The sequence below is a fragment of the Paracoccus sp. TOH genome, from assembly GCF_030388245.1.
GTDB classification, from domain to species: Bacteria; Pseudomonadota; Alphaproteobacteria; order Rhodobacterales; family Rhodobacteraceae; genus Paracoccus; species Paracoccus simplex.
Window position 1 is genome coordinate 124,077 of sequence record NZ_CP098362.1, and the last position, 16,975, is coordinate 141,051.

General features: G+C 68.8%; 17 protein-coding genes. 5 read left to right on the plus strand and 12 right to left on the minus strand.

Features of this window, described 5'->3' with window-relative positions; translation table 11 throughout:
• Window position 1: 1 nt before the first annotated feature.
• From NBE95_RS17695 to NBE95_RS17705, 3 genes are read left to right on the plus strand one after another with little or no spacing between them, the layout of a single operon-like run.
• On the plus strand, window positions 2–478 hold the full coding sequence (locus NBE95_RS17695) for a biopolymer transporter ExbD (RefSeq protein WP_289896352.1): 477 nt from the start codon (window positions 2–4) through the stop codon (window positions 476–478).
• On the plus strand, window positions 475–870 hold the full coding sequence (locus NBE95_RS17700; protein WP_289896353.1) for a biopolymer transporter ExbD: 396 nt from the start codon (window positions 475–477) through the stop codon (window positions 868–870). The genes NBE95_RS17695 and NBE95_RS17700 overlap by 4 nt, the downstream gene beginning before the upstream one ends.
• Window positions 867–1,874 (plus strand): hypothetical protein, encoded by a 1,008-nt coding sequence (locus tag NBE95_RS17705; RefSeq protein WP_289896354.1) that lies wholly within the window; start codon window positions 867–869, stop codon window positions 1,872–1,874. Before NBE95_RS17700 ends, NBE95_RS17705 begins: the two co-directional genes overlap by 4 nt.
• Here NBE95_RS17705 and tssH read toward each other — a convergent pair.
• The 11 genes from tssH to NBE95_RS17760 all read right to left on the minus strand — a co-directional run bounded on the left by tssH (window position 1,859) and on the right by NBE95_RS17760 (window position 14,127).
• A complete protein-coding gene (tssH, locus tag NBE95_RS17710) occupies window positions 1,859–4,489 on the minus strand; it encodes a type VI secretion system ATPase TssH (protein ID WP_289896355.1) in 2,631 nt (876 codons plus the stop codon). The genes NBE95_RS17705 and tssH overlap by 16 nt on opposite strands.
• The gene (gene tssG, locus NBE95_RS17715; protein WP_289896356.1) at window positions 4,489–5,487 is read right to left on the minus strand and encodes a type VI secretion system baseplate subunit TssG; all 999 of its coding nucleotides are present in this window, start codon (window positions 5,485–5,487) and stop codon (window positions 4,489–4,491) included. The genes tssH and tssG overlap by 1 nt, the downstream gene beginning before the upstream one ends.
• Entirely contained in the window at window positions 5,484–7,385 is a 1,902-nt protein-coding gene (tssF, locus tag NBE95_RS17720; protein WP_289896357.1) for a type VI secretion system baseplate subunit TssF, read from the minus strand. The genes tssG and tssF overlap by 4 nt, the downstream gene beginning before the upstream one ends.
• A gap of 10 nt (window positions 7,386–7,395) precedes the next feature.
• Complete coding sequence (locus NBE95_RS17725; protein WP_289896358.1) at window positions 7,396–7,920, minus strand: GPW/gp25 family protein; 525 nt, start codon at window positions 7,918–7,920, stop codon at window positions 7,396–7,398.
• 162 nt (window positions 7,921–8,082) lie between these two features.
• Window positions 8,083–8,580: a type VI secretion system tube protein Hcp gene (locus tag NBE95_RS17730; RefSeq protein WP_289896359.1), complete on the minus strand. Its 498-nt coding sequence runs from the start codon at window positions 8,578–8,580 to the stop codon at window positions 8,083–8,085.
• A 37-nt stretch (window positions 8,581–8,617) separates the two neighbouring features.
• Window positions 8,618–10,108, minus strand: coding sequence for a type VI secretion system contractile sheath large subunit (gene tssC / locus NBE95_RS17735; protein ID WP_289896361.1), 1,491 nt, complete (start codon window positions 10,106–10,108; stop codon window positions 8,618–8,620).
• Window positions 10,108–10,626, minus strand: a complete 519-nt coding sequence (gene tssB, locus NBE95_RS17740; protein WP_019352244.1) for a type VI secretion system contractile sheath small subunit — start codon at window positions 10,624–10,626, stop codon at window positions 10,108–10,110. Before tssB ends, tssC begins: the two co-directional genes overlap by 1 nt.
• A gap of 69 nt (window positions 10,627–10,695) precedes the next feature.
• Window positions 10,696–12,042, minus strand: coding sequence for a type VI secretion system ImpA family N-terminal domain-containing protein (locus tag NBE95_RS17745; protein WP_289896362.1), 1,347 nt, complete (start codon window positions 12,040–12,042; stop codon window positions 10,696–10,698).
• Between the two features lie 15 nt (window positions 12,043–12,057).
• The gene (tagH, locus tag NBE95_RS17750) at window positions 12,058–13,248 is read right to left on the minus strand and encodes a type VI secretion system-associated FHA domain protein TagH (RefSeq protein WP_289896363.1); all 1,191 of its coding nucleotides are present in this window, start codon (window positions 13,246–13,248) and stop codon (window positions 12,058–12,060) included.
• Between the two features lie 6 nt (window positions 13,249–13,254).
• The gene (locus NBE95_RS17755) at window positions 13,255–13,839 is read right to left on the minus strand and encodes a hypothetical protein (protein ID WP_289896364.1); all 585 of its coding nucleotides are present in this window, start codon (window positions 13,837–13,839) and stop codon (window positions 13,255–13,257) included.
• Window positions 13,840–13,980: 141 nt separating this feature from the next.
• Window positions 13,981–14,127: a hypothetical protein gene (locus NBE95_RS17760; RefSeq protein WP_289896365.1), complete on the minus strand. Its 147-nt coding sequence runs from the start codon at window positions 14,125–14,127 to the stop codon at window positions 13,981–13,983.
• A gap of 217 nt (window positions 14,128–14,344) precedes the next feature.
• Between NBE95_RS17760 and NBE95_RS17765 the strand changes: the two genes are divergently transcribed.
• Both NBE95_RS17765 and NBE95_RS17770 read left to right on the plus strand, forming a co-directional pair.
• Window positions 14,345–15,109 (plus strand): adenylyltransferase/cytidyltransferase family protein, encoded by a 765-nt coding sequence (locus NBE95_RS17765; protein WP_289896366.1) that lies wholly within the window; start codon window positions 14,345–14,347, stop codon window positions 15,107–15,109.
• A gap of 24 nt (window positions 15,110–15,133) precedes the next feature.
• Entirely contained in the window at window positions 15,134–15,691 is a 558-nt protein-coding gene (locus NBE95_RS17770; protein ID WP_289896367.1) for a HutD family protein, read from the plus strand.
• Between the two features lie 18 nt (window positions 15,692–15,709).
• On the opposite strand, the gene NBE95_RS17775 is transcribed toward NBE95_RS17770, so the two are convergent.
• Window positions 15,710–16,882 (minus strand): LysR substrate-binding domain-containing protein, encoded by a 1,173-nt coding sequence (locus tag NBE95_RS17775; protein WP_289896368.1) that lies wholly within the window; start codon window positions 16,880–16,882, stop codon window positions 15,710–15,712.
• Window positions 16,883–16,975 lie beyond the last annotated feature (93 nt).

Here is a 16,975-nt window from a genome sequence, read left to right on the forward strand (position 1 = left end):
CATGCAAGTGGTGCGGCCCCCGATCCGCCCGCCGGGGCTGGACCTGCCGCGCCGACCGCGCCAGCGCGGCGTGTTCGCGATGACGGCGCTGGCCGACGTGCTGTTCCAGCTGCTGATCTTCTTCATGCTCTCGGCCAGCCTGGTCGCCTATTCCATGCTGCCGCTGCGCAGCGGCGCGATCCGCGACGGCGGCGGCGGCGACGGCGCAGGGACCGAGGCCGGGACCACGGTGACCGATGCCAGCGCCACCGCGGTCTGGACGCTGAACCCGGACGGCATCACCGCCTCTGGCCAGCATTTCGCCCTGCCGCGCCTGGCCGCGCTGGCGGATGCGCTGGCGGCGCAGGGCACGCGCAACGTGCTGCTGGTGCTGCGCCCCGAAGTGCCGGTGCAGGACGTGGTGACGGTGCTCGAGACGCTGTCCGCGCATGGCATCGACTCGGTGCAGATCGCCGAGGCGCCGCGGGGCCGGTCATGAGCATGAACCTGCCTTCGCGCGACGGCCGGCGGGTGCAGGTCGATCCCTCGCTGGCGATCGTCAACATCGTGCTGCTGCTGATCTTCTATTTCCTGCTGGCCGGGCAAGAGCGGCCGGTCGAGACGCCTTTGGACCTGGCCACGACCACGACCCTGTCGCCCGAAAGCCTGCCCTCGCCGATGCTGGAACTGCGCGGGCCCGAGGACTGGCTGCTCGACGGCGCGCCGGTCCGGCCCGAGATGCTGCCCGCCGCGCTTGCCCAGGCGCAGGGGCCGGTGCATCTGCTGATGGACCGGAACGCACCGTCCGGCCTGCTGGTCTCGGTCCTGCGGCGGCCGGAACTGGCCGGGCACGAGATCCGGCTGGTGACGATGAAGGATGTCGGGCGGTGATCGGCCAGCAACCCGCGCCACGCGGTTGGGCCCTGGCGGCGGGCCTGTCGCTGGCGGTGCATGCCGCCGCGGCCGGGGCGGTGCTGTGGCAGCCGAGCTGGCACTGGTCCGACGGGCCGACGGAACCGGCGCAGATCACCGTCACCGCCCTGCCCATCCCCACGGCCCCGGAAAGCGACGTGCTGGAGCCGGTCAGCGCCCCAGTGCCGCCCGAACTGGCGGCCGGGGCCGAGGAGATTTCGGCGCCCGAGCCCGAGCCGGTGGCGCCTTCCGCCTCGCCGGTGCTGACGAACACCGCGCTGCCGACCGCCGACCGGGCCGAGACGCCCGTGCCCCCGCCATCGGCCGGCGAAAGCGGCCCGGCCGCGGCGGAAACCGATCCGCGCCTGGCCGAGCTTTTCGACCGTATCCGCAGCCAGTTGACCGCGCCCTGCCTGCTGGCGCTGCCGGCGCTGGACGCCGAGGGGGGGATCCGGCTGAACCTGCTCGCCTCGGACGACGCGCAGATCCCCGGATTGCTGCGCGCGCTGACGCAGGGGCTGGAAACCCAGGTCGAGGGCCAGGCGGTGCTGCTGGACCCGCGGCAATGCCCCGGCCTGGCCTTCGCGCGGCGCGATGCGCGCTATCCGGTGTTCCCGCTGGCGGTCCGACTGCAATCCCAGGACGTGGCCAGCGGCGAGAGCCTGCGCGGCACCATATCCGGCGGAGCGGGGCGTTATGTCACGCTGCTGATGATCGACGACAACGGCGTGACGCACGACCTGCGCCGCTTTCTGGTCAATGCCGGCGGGCGCATCCGCTTCGACGTGCCGGTGGCCCGAGACGGCGCAGGCCGCGACACCCATCAACTGCTGCTGGCCGTCGCCACGCCCTCGCGGCCCGAGACGGTCAGCCGCGCCGCGGGCGAGCCGGCCAAGGACTTCCTGGACCAGTTCGCGCGCGAGATCGGCCCCGAGGCGCTGATCGGCGTCGGCAGCGTCTATGTCCGTCAGGCGAAACCATAGGCGAAGCCGTCGCCCTCGACGCGGATGGCGACATCCGACATCGCCCGAGCCGAGACCATGCGCGACAGCACTTGCCGCGACAGGTCGGGCAGGATCGAGTTGGTGATGATGTTGTCGATCATCCGGCCGCCGCTGTCCGGGTCGCGACAGGCGGCGACGATATGGCCGACCACGGCATCGTCCCAGGTCAGTGCAGCGCCGTGGCTTTCGCGCATCCGCCGCGCCACCGAGCCGAGCTTCAACCGGGTGATCCCCGCCAGCACCTCGGCCGAAAGCGGCACATAGGGGATGGTGACGATCCGGCCCAGCAGCGCCGGCGGGAAGGTGCCCAGCAATTCCTCCTTCAGCGCGGCCTCCAGAACCTCCTCGTCAGTGATGGTGCCCTCGGGGGCGAGGTTCATGATGGTGCCGGTGCCGACGTTCGAGGTCATCAGGATCAGCGTGTTGCGGAAGTTGATCGGGCGGCCGTTGCCGTCCTCCATCCTTCCCTTGTCGAAGACCTGGAAGAACAGCTCGTGCACGTCGGGATGGGCCTTTTCCATCTCGTCCAGCAGCACCACCGAATAGGGCTTGCGGCGCACGGCCTCGGTCAGCCTTCCGCCCTCGCCATAGCCGACATAGCCCGGCGGCGCGCCCTTCAGCAGGCTGACGGAATGCGCTTCCTGGAATTCGGACATGTTGATGGTGATGACGTTCTGCTCGCCGCCGTACAGCGCCTCGGCCAGCGCCAGCGCGGTCTCGGTCTTGCCGACGCCCGAGGGGCCGCAGAGCATGAAGACGCCGATGGGCTTTTCCGGGTTGCCGAGACCGGCGCGGGCGGTCTCGACCCGGCGCGCGATCATCTGCAGGCCCTGGTCCTGGCCGATCACCCGCGCGCGCAGCAGGTCCGACAGGCCCAGCACCGCCTGCAATTCGTCGGCGACCATGCGGCCGGCCGGGATGCCGGTCCAGTCGCTGATGACGCTGGCCACCGCCTGCTCGTCGACATGCGGCCAGATCATCCGCGCGTCGGCATGGATCTGGCCCAGCTGGTCCATGGCACCGGTTAACTCAGTGCGGATCGTGTCCTCGTCGAAATCCTCGCCCTCGCGTGCCGCCAGCGCCTTGCGCAGAGCCAGGATCTGCTCAACCAGCGATTTCTCGTCGGCAAAGGCAGTTTCCAGATCGGCCAGCTTGGCACGCGCGTCGACCAGCCGGGCGCGGACCTCGTCCAGCCGGGCGGCATCGCCCTCGCCCAGGTCGCGCTCGGCCTCGCGGGCGGCGATCTCGGTTTCCAACCCGGCGATCTCGGCGCGCAGATCGGCGATGCGGGCGGGGACGGCGCTTTGGCTGACCGCGACGCGGGCACAGGCGGTATCCAGAAGCGACACCGCCTTGTCCGGCAACTGCCGTGCCGGCAGGTAGCGCGCCGACAGCTTCACCGCCGCCTCCAGCGCCGCGTCCGCGATGCGGACCTTGTGATGCGCCTCCATCGGTGCCAGCAGGCCGCGCATCATGGCGCAGGCGACCTCGACCGAGGGCTCATCGACCGCAATAGGCTGGAAACGCCGGGTCAGCGCCGGGTCCTTCTCGAAATAATTGCGGTATTCGGCCCAGGTCGTCGCGCCGATGGTGCGCAGCGTGCCGCGCGCGAGCGCCGGCTTCAGCAGGTTCGCGGCATCGCCGGTGCCTGCCGCACCGCCGGCGCCGACCAGCGTATGCGCCTCGTCGATGAACAGGATGATCGGGACGGGTGCGCTTTGCACCTCGTCGATCACGGAACGCAGCCGCTGCTCGAACTCGCCCTTCATGCTGGCCCCGGCCTGCATCGCGCCGATGTCCAGCATGTGCAGCCGCATGCCCTGCAAGGCCGGCGGCACCTCGCCCGAGGCCAGCTTCTGCGCGAAGCCCTCGACCACGGCGGTCTTGCCGACCCCGGCCTCGCCGGTCAGGATCGGGTTGTTCTGGCGCCGGCGCATCAGCACGTCGACGATCTGGCGGATCTCGTCGTCGCGGCCGACCACCGGGTCCATCTTGCCCTCGGCCGCCTGCGCGGTCATGTCGACCGAGAACCGCCCCAGCGCGGTCGCGGCGCCCTGCCCCTCGCGCCCGGCGGATGCCGCGCCGATGCCGGCGCCGTCCATGGGGCGCAGGTTCTCCTCCTCGGAGCCCTTCCACAGGCTGCGCGCCTCGGCGCCGATGCGCTCGGCCGACATTTCGGCGAAGACGCCGGAATATTGCTCGATCTCGCGCCGCAGGGCGTGGTCGTTCAGCAGCGCCACCAGCAGGTGGCCGGTGCGGATCTGCGCCTCGCCGAAGAACAGCGTGGCATAGGTCCAGGCATGGTTCAGCGCATCCGCCAGCCGTTCGGAAATGCCGGGGGTTTCGGTCACGTTCTTTTGCAGCGCATCCATAGCCCGGCCCAGATCCTTCAGCACCCGGCCCCGATCCAGTCCCAGCTCGCGCAGCGTCACCGAGATGTCGCCGTCCTGATGCGAGACGGCGTGGAACAGCCAATGCGCCAGTTCCACATTGCGGTTGCCGTCGCCGCGCGCCTGCCGCATCGCCTGAAGGAAGGCCTCGTAGCCCAGCCGGTTCATCTTGCCGGCGAATTTCTCGATGGTGATCGCGGTCATCAATGGCCTTTCGCGGAATGCTGGCCCGCATCGCGGCCAAGCGCGAAACGGGCGACTTCGATGTAATCCGCATCGCGCGGAATGCTTTCGGGACGCATCGCGGCCAGCCAGCCGATCGCGGCATCGCCGCCAAGCCGCGCCGGGGGAATCCGGTCGGGCGGCAAGGCCAGCGCCAGATCGACCTCGATGCATTTGCCGAGATACCAGAAGACCAGCCCGGCCAACTGCGCATGACGGTCCTGCCCAGGCAGGAAGCCGCGATAGGTCTGCGGATCGGGCAGGTTCAGGCGGATGCAGACCTTTTCGTTCACGGTCTGCAGCCGCGTGCCCAGATAGGTGTCACGTCCCAGCGCGCCGCCTTGCCCCAGGCCGCGCAGGTCGTCCGCCTCGAATTCCAGCCAGCTGGGTGCATGTTCCTGCACATCGACCGGACAGCCGAAATAGCACGCCAGAAGCTGGCGCAGCCGCACCGCGCTGCGCACCCGGCCGCCAAAGACCGGCACCAGCGGCAGGCGCGCGATATCCGGGAAACTGTCATGGTCCAGGAAGGCGGGCGAGCCGATGCCCGCCACCGCGCCGACATAGGCCGCGAAGCGGTCCTCCTCCGGCCGGTCGTGCTGGGTGACGGCATGGGCGTCGGACCAGGCCCGGAAGAACAGCTGGTAGAAGCGCGCCGACAGGATGTCGGTGAAGCTGACGAAGGCCTCCTCGCCCTCGTCCTGCCAACGCATCACCTCCTCGGTGGTGTTCAGCGGCAGGGCGCCCTGCGGGCCGAAAAAGCCCATGAACTGCGCACGGATGCGGGCGCGGGGCCCCGAGACGTCGGTCCCGCTGAGATCCTCGGCGGGAAAGGCCAGCCGCGGATCCTGGCCGATATCGGCGATGTCCTGCGCCCGCCGGGTCGAGCGGCCGATGCGCGGCCGGCCGGTCGCCTCGCGTTCCAGCCGCCGCAGCAGCGCCAGGAAGCCCGGCTCGCCCGTTCCCTGCGGCAGGCTCATATCAGCGGTCCCAGCCCGGTGCGCGGCGGGAAGCGCTTGACGACGCCGCGCTGGCGGCTGGCGATCACCGTCTGGGTGAAGCTGTTCACGCTGGCATATTCCGCCAGGAAACGGTCCAGCACCGCGCCCAGCCCGATGATGCCGCTGCCCTCGAAGGCGGTCTCGTCGAAGGTCAGCACCAGTTCCAGCCCGCGGGCCGGGAAGATGCCTTCGGGCCGGCGGATCGAGCGGGTGACGGGCCGCACCGCCAGGCCGGTCAACCCGGCGACCTGCACCTCGGTCACATGGTCCGAGGCATCGGCGAACAGCGCCAGGATCTCGCGCAGGCTGGCGGCGCCGTCACGGCCGAAACGGTCGTCCAGCCCGAAATGGTTCAGCGACAGATAGGAGATCAGCCGCCAGTAGACATCGCCCTGCCGCATCCGGTGCGGGCCGGCGCGCTCGACCTCGGTCATCGCCTCGCGCGGCTGGGTCGGGCCGTTCACGCAGGTCAGCGCCAGCGCCTGGTCCGAGACCATGGCGAAATCGTCCGAGCCCGCCAGCGGCAGCACCGCCGGCAGGTGGCGGTTGGAACAAAGCGCGCGGATATGCAGCCGCTGCGCCCGGCGGCCGACCACCGACTCGGGCGGCTCGTAGATGGCGATGAAGGTCTCGGTGCCGCGATAATCGTTGCGCAGCCCGGCGCGGCGTTCGGTCTCGGTCAGCCGGCGCGGCTTGCGGCGGGTGGTATAGTAATAGGCGGCCCGCGCGCCGCCCTGCTGCGGCAACGCGTAAAGCGGCGCCACCTCGACCCGGTCATGGGCGGTGCCATAGCTGGCCTGCACGCGCAGGATGCGCTGGATCTCGTAATGGGTGATCGGGCTGGAATCTGGCGTCACCACATATTCGTGGCGCCGGTCGTCCAGCCGCACCTGGTTCGAGCTTTCCTCGAACAGGTTGATCGCCGGGGCGCAGTTCAGCCGGATGTCGCGCGGCTGGATCTGGCGCGCCAGCTCGTCATTGGCGCGGTCGAATTCCAGGATCAGCTGCACCTCAGGCGTCGGGATGCGCGACAGCGCCGGGCAAAGGCCGGTCAGGCGGAAGCCTAGGAATTTGCGCGGAAAGGCGAACCAGTCGCGCAGGATGGCGAAGCCCTCGAACAGGCGGCGGTCGTTGTCGAAAAGCAGCTCCTCGCGCGAGAAACCGATCTGCTCGACCTGGTCGGGGCGCAGCCGCAGAAAGGCCGGATCGCCGTTCGGCTGCAGCCAGCGCAGCGAGACCCGGGTGGTGTTGCAATGCACCTGTTCATAGGCGGCGATGGCGCGGACATGGTCGGCGGTCAGGTGAAAGGTCAGGCTGTCCTGCGCGTTCACCTCCATCGCCTCGCCATCGGTGCGCGACAGGTCGATCTGCAGGCCGGCGCGGGTCGCCGGATCGGGATCCTGCCCCAGCCCGCCCAGCGTGGTGGTCTGGTCGTGATAGGTCAGGCCCGAGACGGTCAGCGGCAGCACATGCAGCGGCGCGGTCAGGCTGAAGCGGCAGGCCACACGCTTTTCGGCGTCGCGAAAGCGCGCATCCAGGTATTCGCCGCGTTGAAAGACCTGCACGCCCTCGTTCTGGCGGGTCAGCGGCGGGGCCTCGACGATCATGCAGCTGGGGCTGGGCGCCAGCGCATCGGGAAAGATCTGCTCGAGCAGTTCGGTGGTGAATGCGCGGAACTCCTCGTCCAGCTTCAACTGCACGCGGGCGGCCAGGAAGGCGGTGCCTTCCAAGAGGCCGGCGATCGTCGGGTCGATGTTCTCGCGCAGCACCCCGCCCAGCCGCTCGGCCAGGCCGGGGAATTCCTCGGCGAATTCGGCCGAACGCTCGTAGAGCATGTCCAGTTCGCGCTCATAGGCGTCGCGAAAGGCTTTTCTCATGGTCGGGGCCTCATGGCTCGGCCTGCGTGCGCTTCATGGCGATCTTGCCGGCGGCCGGGTCCACCTCGGCATAGAACTGCACGGAAATGTCGGTCGGGTCCGAGATCATCTCGGCCAGGATCTCGAAGGTGACGCGCTGGTCCGAGGTGGGCGCCAGGTCGTCCACCCGGACCTCCAGCGTCTCGGGGCGCAGTCGCGGCTCGTTGCGGATCAGCGCCTCGCGGATGGCCTGGGCCAGATCGCCGGGCGTGCGGTTCTCGCGCCAGAGCGTGTCCATGTCGGGCAGCCCGTGATTGACGACGGAATCGCGCACCCGCGGCGTGTCGGACAGGTCCGCGCAGACATCCAGCCGGATGGTGTTCATCAGGCTGGCGATGTCCTGCACCAGGTTGCGGCGCAACGATTCCTCGCTGGCGCCTTCGCGCCGCTTCTGGCTGAGCAGCGTCAGATCGCGCTCGCCCTCGGTATAGCGGCGCCCCTGGTCGCGCGAGTCGCGCCGGGCAGCGGAATCGCGAAAGATGTGCATCAGGGACATCTCGCGCAGGCCCCTGCGCCCCGGGTCCCCGTCAGAGGAAGGACGACGCGCTGTCATGTTCCGCCCGTTGATCCGGCGCCACCGACCAGTGCGGGCGGCGCGCAAAGGAACAGGGTCGGCCGTCGCTGCCGACCCTGTCCCGGTCTGCCATTGGCGGAACGCTTAGGCGCTCCACTCCTTGTTCTCGGCGATGTCCCAACCAGCCAGGGTCTCGGCGCCGGCGGCACCGGTGTCTTCCTGCAGCGTGTAGGCCACCTCGAACTTGCGGAAGTTCAGGGTCAGGGTTTCCTGGATGCGGTCCAGCCCGTCCTTGGCACCGCCGGTCGAGTAGCTGGTGATCATGATGTTGCTCATCTTGATCCTGAAATATTCGACCGGGGTGGAACCGCCCGACTTGCGCACGATCAGCTCGCCCGACTCGATGTGTTCGCCGTTGGTGCAGCGCTTGATCAGGTCGTTGGTGGCCAGATCGACATATTTGGTGAGGGTAATATCCTGCACGTTGACCTTGCCGCCGCCGCCGCCCGAACCGACATGGGTGGTGCCCGACTGGGTCAGGCCCCAGTTCCAGGCCAGCACGTCGATCTCGTTGCGGTGGGTGTCGTCCTGCGACTCGCCCTTGATGTTGTTCGAAAGTTTCAGAAAGATATCGACAGCCATTCGATCACTCCTTGGCTACAATAATAATCTCAATGGGTTACTTGCTTTTTGGAAGTTTGGAGACCAGCGACATGCCGACATCCATCCCTTCCAGCTGGAAATGCGGTTTCAGATAGAATTTCCCCATGTAGTAACCGGGATTCTCCTCGTCCTCCACAACTTCCACCTTCGCTCCGGCCAGGGGTTTCTTGGCCTTCTCGCGCTCGGTCGCGCTCTCCGGGTTGCCCGAAACGTATTTGTTGATCCAGGTCTGCAACTGCGTCTGCAGCTGCAGCCGGTCCGGGCTCTGACCGATCTTGTCGCGGACCATACATTTCAGATAGTGACTGAAACGTGACACCGCGAAAATATAGGGCAGGCGCGAGGACATGTTGTCCGAAGCCGTCGCCTGGTCGTCCACGTATTTCTTGGGCCGATACAGCGTCTGCGCGCCGATGAAGGCGGCCTTGTCGGTATGCTTGCGATGGATCAGGCCGATCAGCCCGGCCTTGGACAGTTCGGCCTCGCGCCGGTCGGTGATCGACACCTCGGTCGGGCATTTCAGGTCCTTGGACCCGTCGCCGGTGTCGAAATTGTGGGTGGGCAGGTTCAGCACCTCGCCGCCCGACTGCACGCCGCGGATCTGCACCGTCCAGCCATGTTCCTTGTGGGCGCGGTTGATGTTCACCGCCATGGCATGGGCGGCGTTCATCCAGGCATATTTCTGCCCGGCATGACCGTCGGTCTCTTCCTCGAAGTTGAACTCCTCGACCACCGAATTCGAGTTCTGGCCATAGGGCTCGCGCGCCAGGACGCGCGGCATGGTCAGCGCGACATAGCGCGAGTTCTCGCTGTCGCGCAGCCCGTTCCAGGCGGCGTAATCCGGCGTGTCGAAGATTTCCGACAGGTCCGGCGGCGTGCCCAGTTCGGTCCAGCTGTCCATGCCCAGAAGCTCGGGCGCGGCGGCCGAGATGAAGGGCGCATGCGCGGCGGCGGCGATCTTGGACATGTCGCGCAGCAGCGCCACATCGGCGGTGCCGTGGTCGAAGTAATAGTCGCCGACCAACGCGCCGAAGGGCTTGCCGCCCAGGGTGCCGAACTCGGCCTCATAGACGCGCATGTTCAGCGGCGACTTGTCCCATTTGGCGCCGGGATAGCGCCGGAACATCTGCTGCAGTTCCTTCTTCGAGACGTTCATCACCTTCACGCGCAGCGAGGCGTCGGTCTCGGAATGGTTGATCGTGTAGGCGAGGCCGCGCCAGCTGGATTCCAGCTTCTGGAATTCCTCGTGGTGGATGACCTCGTTCACCTGCTCGGTCAGCTTCTGGTCCAGCTTCGACAGCATCGCGTCGATGGTGTCGATCACGTCCTCGGCGATCAGGGTCTCGTCGTCCAGCGCCTCGCGCACCAGTGCGACGACGGCGTTGTCGACCTCCTTGGCGGCGACATCGGTGCGCGGCTTGATGGTCTGCTTCAGGATGTCCGAAAATTCGTCGAGCCCGGCAAGGGCGCCCGCACCGGCAACCTGAGCCTGCGATTCCTGCGCCATCAGCTATCCTCTTCCTCGGCGGATTTCGTCTTTTCGCGTTCGGCCAGCGCGGCCATCAGCTCGGGGTCGTTCAGCAGCTTGCGGATCTGCTCCTGCGCCTTGGGCTTCGAGTTCATGTAGCGCTGCAGGTTGGCCAGGTGCTGGCGTGCCTCCAGGAGCTTCTTCAGCGCCGGGATCTGGCTGGCGACCGCCGCCGGATTGAAATCGTCCATGCTCTCGAAGGTCAGCGAAACGCCCAGTCGGCCCTCGCCGCCCAGCTTGTTCTCGACGTTGAAGCTGGCGCCGGGCGCGATGCTTTTCATGTAGTCGTCAAGCGATGCCGCGGTCACGTCGACGAAGTCCCGCTCGTCCATGTCGGGCTTCTCGACCTCGGAGGCATTGCCGGAAAGATCGGACATCACCCCCATGACGAAGGGCAGCTCGACCATCTTTTCCGAGTCGTAGGGATCCTCGTAAGAAATGTTCACCCGAGGCGGGCGGTTGCGCTTGATAAAATCGGTCGCCTTGTCCGAAGCCATCAGATCAATCCTCCATTACGCAAAGGCAAACTGTAAAATACCCACCGAGTCAATTCCGCAAAACTGCCCTCAGGACCCGCCGGTCGGCGCAGCCGGAGCAAGCAATTCCGCGACGATGGCGTCGAAACGCTTGTGCAGCATGTCACGCGCCTTTGCCAGAAGCAACGGCACCGGACTGGCCGGTTCGTTGGTCGCAAAGTAGCCCTCGATCCCCAACAGGGTTGCGACAAGTTCCGAGCGGCGGGTGATCGGCGGCACCTCGCCGGGCGCGTTTCCGCCGATGCGCTGGCCCTCCAGCCCGGCCTGGGTCAGGGATTTCAACCGCTCCATGGACAGGGCGAAGGGCGTGCCCTGCCCGACGGTCAGAAGGGCCGATCCCGCCTCGCGCGGCATCAGCATCTCCAGCGCCTCGACCAGCGGCTTGCCGACCAGCAGCCGGGCCTGGGCGACCAGCAACAGCGCCGGCGAGGAAGGTTCATTCTGCGCCAGCCAGTTACAGGCTGCTTCCAGCGCCGCGCCGGCGGTGACCCGGTCGAGCACCGGCCGTTCCGAGGCCGGCGTCACCGGCTGCAGCGGCGGCGCCGCAGCGCCGACGGCCAGCGGCTGGTCCGCCGGCGCTGCCGCCTGCGGCCCGGGCTGGGCGCCGGCCTCCCAGGGGCGCAGCTCGGGCCGGGCGGCGGCGATCATCGCCTGCATCTCGGCCAAGGCCGCACGCAGCGCGCCCAGATCGGGATGGAAGGGCATCTCGGGATCGGCGCCGGCCAGCGACAGGATGCGATGCAGCGCATCCGAAAGCCGCAGCAGCCGCTCATGCGTCGCGGTCACGGCCCGCAGATTGGCGTCCGAGCGCAGCGTGCCGAGGAAATCCGAACCCTGCAGATCCGCCTCGGAGGCGCGGGGCGCGGCCTTGCCGGTGACCACCATGTAGCGACGCAACGTCACATCCGAATGCGGCACGACCGGCAGGTGCAGAAGCGGCATCACGACGCTCGCCTGGCCGTTGAGCGATTCGATTGCCGCTCGCCTTTCCGACCTGCGCGGATGCAGTTCGGCCGGCCATTGCGCCATGGCGGCGGCCATGTCCTCGACCGTCGAGGTGAATTCCTCGAGTCGCCCGGCCAGGATCTGGAACCGTCCCAGCAGGCTCATCAGCCGCAGGTCGCGCGAGCGGCCCAGCAGCGCGGCGATGGCCGCGGTCTCGGCCGCCAGATCGACCGAGCGCGGATCGAACAGCCGGTCCTCGCGCCCGTCGGCGGCCAGGCCGGGGGTGAAGTAGCGCTCGGGCAGGCGGGACTCGGCCTCGAAATAATAGTCGAGGAAAGCCTCGTCGTCCTGCCGTTCCAGATCGGGGCCGCAGGGCGCCTCGGGCGAAACCGGGTCGAGGATGTTGAAATCAGCCAAATCGAAACCTCTCATGCGAACGCGGCCAGCCTAGGGCAACGGTCCCTCGGCGTCATGCGCCTTGCGATAGGCGGCCGCGAACAGGCGCAGGAACTCGTCCAGGATGCCGTTCTCGCTGGCGGTGCGGGCGTCCCAGCGCGCGACATATTCCTCCCAGGCCTTGGCCTTGCGGTTGCCCATCAGCCCGCCCGACTTGGTGCTGCCCTCGATCTTTTCCGGGGCCAGCTCGTCCACCAGCCCCAGAAGCGCGGGTTGCAGGGCGGCGAACAGCGCGGTCTGGTGGCGGCGCAGATCGCCAAGCGCCCCGGCATAGCCTGCGGCCCCGGTCATGAAGCCGGCGCGCGGCCGCAGGAACAGCGCATCCAGCGCCTCGGCGGCGTCGGGCAGGAACTTCAGCGGATTGTTGTCGGCGGCGCCGCGCATGGTCCGTTCGGCCGAGCGGGTGAAATGCCGCGCCGCCGCCCGGTCCTGCAGCCCGGCCATGACCTGGTCGGTCACGGCGCGCATCGCCTGTCCCAGCGCGCGGGCCAGATCCTCGGCCGCGATATGGCGCGCCAGGTCGGGAGCCAGGCCCGCGCCTTCGCAAAACGCCCGGACGAAGGCCGAGGGGTCCTCGACCGGCGCTGCCGGCACGGCCGCGGGCATGGACGGGGCTGCCGGCCCGGCCGGGGCTGCCGATTCTGACGGCGCGGCTGGCGGGGGCGCAGCGGGTTCGGGCGCGTGAACCGGAAAGGCCAGGAAATCGCTGGCGAAATCCGGGCCGCGGCGGACGGAATCGGCCGGCGCGACGTCGATCGGCACCGGCGCCGGGGCCAGCGCCCAGGGATCGTCCAGCACCGGCTCGTCCACCGGGCTGTCCACCCGATGCGCCGGCAGCGATCCGGGGGTCATCGGCTGGCCCGGCTGCATGTCGAACAGCGCCACGACGATATATTGCCCGACCTGGAAGCGGTCGCCGTGGTTCAGCACATGCGGACCGTCCAGCCGGTGCCGGTGGCCCTGCAGGAAGGTGCCGTTGGTCGAGCGGTCGCGCAGCAGCCAGCGTCCGGTCTCGCAGGCGACATCGAAATGGTGGCCCGAGATATAGCGGCTGGCATCGGGCAGCACCCAGTCCATGCCGGCGCCGCGCCCGACCTGGATGCCGGTTTCCGGCACGGTGATGCTGACCGGACCGCCGTCGTCCAGCACATGGAAATTCTCGATTTGCAGGGTCAGGGTCATGTCACATCAATAGGCGCGAAACAGCGCCTCGGCCATGTCCAGGAAACGGGCGAGGTAGAACGAGCGCCGCGACAGGTCCGCCCGCGCCAGACAGGACAGCACCGCGCTGTTCAGCGCCACCGGCGTCTTGTGCGCGGCCGAGCGTTCGGGGTCGTTGGGGGCCGGCCCGCCGGTGGACCAGCCCGCCGCCAGCGCCAGCAGGACCGAGGGGCTGCGGGTCGGCGCCCAAAGCGCCTCGCGCATGATCTCGTGGCGCTGGCGCGTGGTCGGCTGCGCCAGCCACAGCGCGATCTTTTCCATCATCGGGCGTTCCTGCGGATGCAGGTGGTCGGCCATCAGCCGCAGGCATTCGTAGCCCCAGCCGGTGGCGGTGCTGGGCAGGGCGGCGAAGGCGGTGAAGGTGACCGCCTCCTCGGGCGTGGTCGAGGCGCGCAGCCGGGCCAGGAAGGCCAGCCCCTCCTCGTCCTCGCGCGGGCGCAGCTTCACCAGCTCGCCCAATTGCGGGATGGCGGCGAAAAGCGCCGGCGTCGGCACGTCGCGCAGCATCCGCCGCGGAGGCTTGGTCGTCTCGTCAGCCGCGTTTCCGTCCATCCTTGCCGTCTCGTCCCCTGCCCCGTCGGTCCCGACTATGAAACCAGCCCGCCGCTTGCGCAACCATGCGGGCATCGTCCGGCTGGTTACAGCCCGATCGCCGCCCGGTTGCAAGCCGGTATCCGGCCGGCGGGCCGCAGCTCAGCGGTTGCGGGCGTCCACGGGACAGACGGTGCTGAAACGGATGCGCTTCATCAAGGAACGCAAGCTGATGGTCTTGATCGGCAGCGCATCGGTCAGCCGCTTGCAGAACAGGCCGAAGGCGGCCATGTCCGGCACCGCCAGCATCCCGGCCGGGGGAGCGATGGGCGGGCCATCTGACCGCATCCCGGCCCGGCCGCGAATGTGAATCGGGCCTCGCAGCGCGGCCACCGCATGCGGTCCCGGCCGTTCCCCGCCGCTTGCATCCAAAATCCTGAGCCTGCGCTTCCGCAAAGGCGATTTTGGCGGTGCAAAGGCCCTTGCTACTGCTGTTGCATCGCCGTGCTGCCGGGAGGGCCGGGAAGTGATCCAAGTTTCGATCCAGTCGCCGCAAACGCGCGGGCTCGCCGTCATCCGGCACCGGCTCGTGCAGGGATCGGCGCTGCGCGGCGGCGTGATCGTGCTGGGCAATTTCGACGGCTTCCACCGCGGGCACCAGTTCCTGATCCGCCGCGCCCGTGCGCTGGCGGGCGCACGGCCGGTGGGCGTGATGTCGGTCGAGCCGCATCCGCGCCAGGTCTTCGCGCCGCAGGCCGAGCCCTTTCGCCTGGCCAGCCCGGCGCAAAAGCACCGGATGGCGGAAAGCCTGGGGCTGGATTTCGTCTATGAACCGGCCTTCGAGCCGGATTTCGCCGCCCTCTCGCCCGACGCCTTCATCACCGAGATCCTGGCGGCGCGGCTGGGGGTCGGGCATGTGCTCGTGGGCGCGGATTTCCATTTCGGCGCGCGCCGGGCCGGAACCACGCGGACGCTGGCCGAAACCTGCCCCGGCCTGGGGATCGGCGTGACGGTCCTGCCCCTGCAGGGCGGCTTTTCCTCGACCGCGGTGCGCGAGGCGCTGCGCGCCGGCGACATGGCCGCCGCCACCCGGCTGCTCGGCCGCCCCTGGGAGGCCGAGCTGACCCCGAGCGGCCGGCTGTCGCCGCGACAGATCTGCCCGCCGGCGGGCAGCTATCTGGTGCGGGGGCCGGGCTTCGGGCCGCATCTCGCGCGCCTGACCGGCCGGGGCCGCGTCATCGCGGCCGAGCCGCTGCCCGCCAGCCTGACCTTCCTTGACCGGCGCGCCTGAGCGCCCCTGACCCGAGAAAGAGACATGCAAGACCTGCTGCACCTGCCCGAGACGGGCTACCGCACCCTGCCGTGGAAGAACGGCGCGGGACAGACGGACGAGATCTGGCTCTGGCCGACCGCTGCCGACCGCGACGCCTTCTCGATCCGCATCTCGCGCGCGCCGATCCCGCAGGACGGCGCCTTTTCCTCGTTTCAGGGCGCGGATCGCGTCATCACCGTGATCGAGGGACAGGGGTTGGCGCTTGATTTCGGGTCCGAGACCCACAGGCTGGAGCCGCTGGAGCCGTTCCGCTTCGACACCGCTCGGGCCCCGGTGGGGCGGCCCCTGGGTGGCGCGGTGCGGGTCTTCAACGTCATGGCCGCCCGTCACGACTGGCGGATCGCCGGCGCCGGGCTGGCCCATGCCGGCGACAGCGTGACGGCCGGGCTGGCGGTGATCCTGACGCTGGAGGCGCAGCGCATCCGCGTCGGACAGGCGGATCGCGCGCTGGCCGCCCAGGACACCGCCGTCTGCCGGGCGGCGGGGCCGATCCGGCTGGGCGGCCGGGCGCTGGCGGTCAGGCTGGAGCCTGCCGCCTGACCTTTCGGCCGCGGGCCGTCAGGCCCGCGCGAATTGCTCGCGGCATTTGCGGGCGAAGCGTTCCGCCGCGCTGCCCAGCCGGTGCCCGCGGCGCCAGGCCAGGACCAGATGCGAGGGCGCGCAATCCCCGGCCAGCGGCCGCGCCACCAGCGGCAGGCCGTCATAGCTCATGCTCGCCGTGGGCTTGGTCACCAGAAGCGTATAGCCCAGCCCGTGCGCGACCATGCCCCGCACCATCTCGAACGAGACCGAGCGATGCGCGATCACCGGCTCGACCCCCTGCGCCTGCAGGATTCCGGTGAAGTAATCCCCCGAAGGCGGGGCATCCAGCAGCACCATCGGCTCGGCCGCAAGGTCGATGGGCAGGATCTCGGACTGCCGGGCCAGCGGATGGTCGGCGGCCAGCAGCACATAGGGGGTCAGCGTCGCCAGCGCCTCGCATTCGAAACGGTCGTCAAGGCCGATGTCGTAGATCAGCGCCAGTTCGGTCTCGCCCGAGATCAGGCTTTCGGTCAGCCGGCGCTGGTCGCCCTCCAGCAACCCGATGTCGAGCCCGCCAAGCTGGCGGATCAGCGCCGGCATCAGGAAGGGGCCGAAGGTGTGGAAGCAGCCGACATTCAGCGCGATGCCCTTGCCGTTCAGCACCCCCCGCATGCTGCGCGGCGCGTCGATGCGCCGCGACGAGCCATAGGAACGGTTGGCATAGATCAGCGGCGAGCCGAGCCGGGCGCTATGCGTGTCCTCGACCCCGCAAAGCAGCACGTAATGCGTCCCGACCCGCTCGGCCGAGACCACGCGGCATTCAAAGGCCACCAGCGCGTCGGCGACGCGGGGCGGGCCGCTGGGCAGCGCCACCCAGTCGGTGCATTCAAACTTGTCGCCCAGCTCGTCCTTGAAGCGGCCGGCGAAGGCTTCCGAGATATAGGACTGGTCCTCGCGCAGCACGTTCACGCAAAGCACGCCGTTCTCGATGATCTTCGGCGCCGCCGGGCTGAGATGGTGGACGCAGACCAACAGCGTCGGCGCCTCGCCATCGGCCGAGACCGAGGCCATGGCCGAAACGGTGACGCCCGCCCGCCCGGCGCGGCCGTCGGTGGTGACCACGTTCACCGTGCAGGCGGCATGGCTCATCCCGGTCACGAAACGGTCGCGGGCAGAGATCTGGTTGATCTGGGTCTCGGCTGTCATCATGGCATTCCCTGGGGCAGATTTGCTCTTGTCCTTCTGCATTCAGAGTGACGGCTTTCCCGCCCGTCCGAAAATCATGTTTTCCTCGGCTCTGCC